Origin of the sequence: Dietzia sp. E1 (genome assembly GCF_014145015.1) — a bacterium.
In the GTDB taxonomy this organism is placed as follows: Bacteria; Actinomycetota; Actinomycetes; order Mycobacteriales; family Mycobacteriaceae; genus Dietzia; species Dietzia cinnamea_A.
In genome coordinates this window covers 1-2,536 of record NZ_JAALDU010000216.1, presented here as the reverse complement: position 1 = coordinate 2,536, position 2,536 = coordinate 1, and the positions used below count along the sequence as shown (strand labels likewise).

Here is a 2,536-nt window from a genome sequence, read left to right as displayed (position 1 = left end):
CCCAGGCCGTGGCGGCCGCGGTGGCGATGGGCGCGGACCCGGCCGCCGCGGTCCGGGCGGTCGAGCAGGTCGACGACGTGGCCGGCCGCTACTCGACGGTCGACGTGGACGGGCGGTCCGCGCACCTGCTGCTGGCCAAGAATCCGGCCGGCTGGCAGGAGGCGCTGGGCATGATCGACACGTCGGCCGACGGCCTGGTGATCGCGGTGAACGGGCAGGTCGCCGACGGTGTGGACCTGTCATGGCTGTGGGACGTGCGGTTCGAGAGCTTCGAGGGCGTCACCGTGTACGCCTCGGGCGAGCGGGCGGCCGACCTCTCGGTGCGGCTCACCTATGCCGGGGTGCGCCACGAGCTGGAGCCGGATCCGCTGGCCGCGATCCGACGCTGCCCCCCGGGGCGGGTCGAGGTGCTGGCCAACTACACGGCGTTCCGTGACCTCGGGCGGGCCATGGCCGCCGCCGGGCACCGTCCCGTCGACGCGGGGCCCGGTTCCGCGAGCGCAGAGACCGGTTCCCCGGCCGCCCGGAAGGAGCAGTGACGATGAGCGAGCATCACGCCGGCGAGAGCAATCCGGACCCGCGCGACGCGGGGGCCCGCCGGGAGGGCGCGTCCGCCTCCCCGCTGGACACCGTCGCCGCGGACTCGGCCCGGCCCACCGAGTCGACGGTGCGGATCGGTCTGGTCCTGCCCGACGTCATGGGCACCTACGGCGACGACGGCAACTCGCTGGTCCTGCGTCAGCGGCTCAGGTGGCGCGGCTACGACGCCGAGATCGTGCGGATCACCCTCGAGGACGCCGTCCCCGATTCCTGCGATCTGTACACGGTCGGCGGCGGCGAGGACGCGGCGCAGAAGCTCGCCTCCCGGCACCTTTCCGCATCGCCGGGTCTACAACGCGCGGTGGAGCGCAGGGCGCCGGTGCTGGCGATCTGCGCCGGCATGCAGGTGTTCGGTGAGTGGTTCGTCGTCTCGGACGGCTCGCGCGCGCCCGGGCTCGGCCTGCTGGACGTCACCACCTCGCCGCAGGCCACCCGCTCGATCGGCGAGCTGGTGGTGGCGCCGCAGGTCGCGGGACTGACGCAGCCGCTCACGGGCTTCGAGAACCACATGGGCGCCACCGTGTTGGGCCCGGACGCCGCTCCCCTGGGTCGCGTCACCTCAGGCGTCGGCAACGGCGTGCCGGACGGTCAGTCGGTCCCCGCGGGCGGGCTGGTCGAGGGCGTGGTCCAGGGCTCGATCATCGCCACCTACATGCACGGGCCGGTGCTGGCCCGCAATCCCGAGCTGGCCGACCTGCTGCTGGGCCGCGCGCTGGGCGTGGACTCGCTGCCGCCGGTCGAGGTGCCGGCGGTGGAGCGGCTGCGCCGGGAGCGGATCGCGGCCGCCCGGCGCTGATCAGCTCCTCCGGGAGCCTGCGCCGCCCGGTGCTGATCAGCGACGCTGTGGACCTGCGCCGCCTGCCGCTTCGTGCCCTCGACATCAGGCCCGTCCCTTCGGCATCGAGCCCGTCCCGCCACCTATCGGATGGAACTCCACCTATGGGACCCCGAAGGCGTAGCGCGATCCGATAGGCGGCGTTGCGGGTTGAGGTGGCGTTGCGGGTTGAGGCGGCGTCGCTGGCCCAGGTGAGCGCACCGTGGCCCGTGACACGGGACCCGAGACCCGGGATCGGGGCTGCCCGGCGCTCGGCCGGCCCGCGCCTCGGGGGTGACACCGGAGTCCGCGCCGCGAATCCCGGGCGGGCCGGGTTCGTTGACATACCCTCGGACGCATGTGTGAACACCACGGCACCGCCACCCTCACCGGGTCCGTGCCCCCTCCCGATCCCGCCGTCGAGGCGGCGCAGGTCCGCGCGCTGTGGGAGCCACTCGGGCTGCCGGGCATCATCGACGTGCACACGCACTTCATGCCCCCGCGCGTGATGGCCAAGGTGTGGGACTACTTCGACGCCGCCGGGCCCAAGATCGGCCGTCCCTGGCCCATCACCTACCGCGAGGCCGAGGACGAGCGGGTCGAGCGTCTGCGGTCGTACGGGGTGCTGGCGTTCTCGTCGATGCTGTACCCGCACAAGCCCGACATGGCTGCGTGGCTCAACGCGTGGTCCGCGGAGTTCGCCTCCCGCCACCCCGACTGCCTCCACACTGCGACGTTCTTCCCCGAGCCGACGGCGGGTGCCTACGTCCGCGATGCCGTCGATGCCGGGGCGCGGGTGTTCAAGTCGCACATCCAGGTGGGCGAGTACGACCCCCGGGATCCGCTGCTGGACCCGGTGTGGGGCGTGTTGTCCGAGGCGCAGGTGCCGACGGTCATCCACTGCGGTTCGGGCCCGGTGGCCGGCGAGTTCACGGGTCCTGAGCCGGTGGCCGCCATGCTCGAGCGCTTCCCCGAGCTGCCGCTGATCGTCGCCCACATGGGCATGGGCGAGTACTCGGATTTCCTCGATCTGGCCGAGCGGTACGAGAACGTCTATTTGGACACGACGATGGCCTTCACGGACTTCGTGGAGGAGACCACGCCCTTCCCGCCTGCCGAGCG

3 protein-coding genes are annotated in these 2,536 nt (G+C 72.9%); all 3 read left to right on the top strand.

Annotation, left to right across the window (positions count from 1 at the left end; all coding sequences use genetic code 11):
• Nucleotides 1-539: DUF1727 domain-containing protein (locus G6030_RS08345; RefSeq protein WP_182642812.1), on the top strand; the 539-nt coding region annotated here is incomplete at its 5' end.
• 2 nt (nucleotides 540-541) lie between these two features.
• Nucleotides 542-1,396 (top strand): glutamine amidotransferase, encoded by an 855-nt coding sequence (locus G6030_RS08340; RefSeq protein ID WP_081470582.1) that lies wholly within the window; start codon nucleotides 542-544, stop codon nucleotides 1,394-1,396.
• A gap of 376 nt (nucleotides 1,397-1,772) precedes the next feature.
• A partial coding sequence (locus G6030_RS08335) for an amidohydrolase family protein (RefSeq protein ID WP_182642811.1) occupies nucleotides 1,773-2,536 on the top strand: 764 nt, incomplete at its 3' end.

What these genes read in the sequence shown, in the direction of transcription:
- G6030_RS08340 (WP_081470582.1), top strand. Translation starts at nt 542, where the DNA reads ATGAGCGAGCATCACGCCGGCGAGAGCAATCCGGACCCGCGCGACGCG.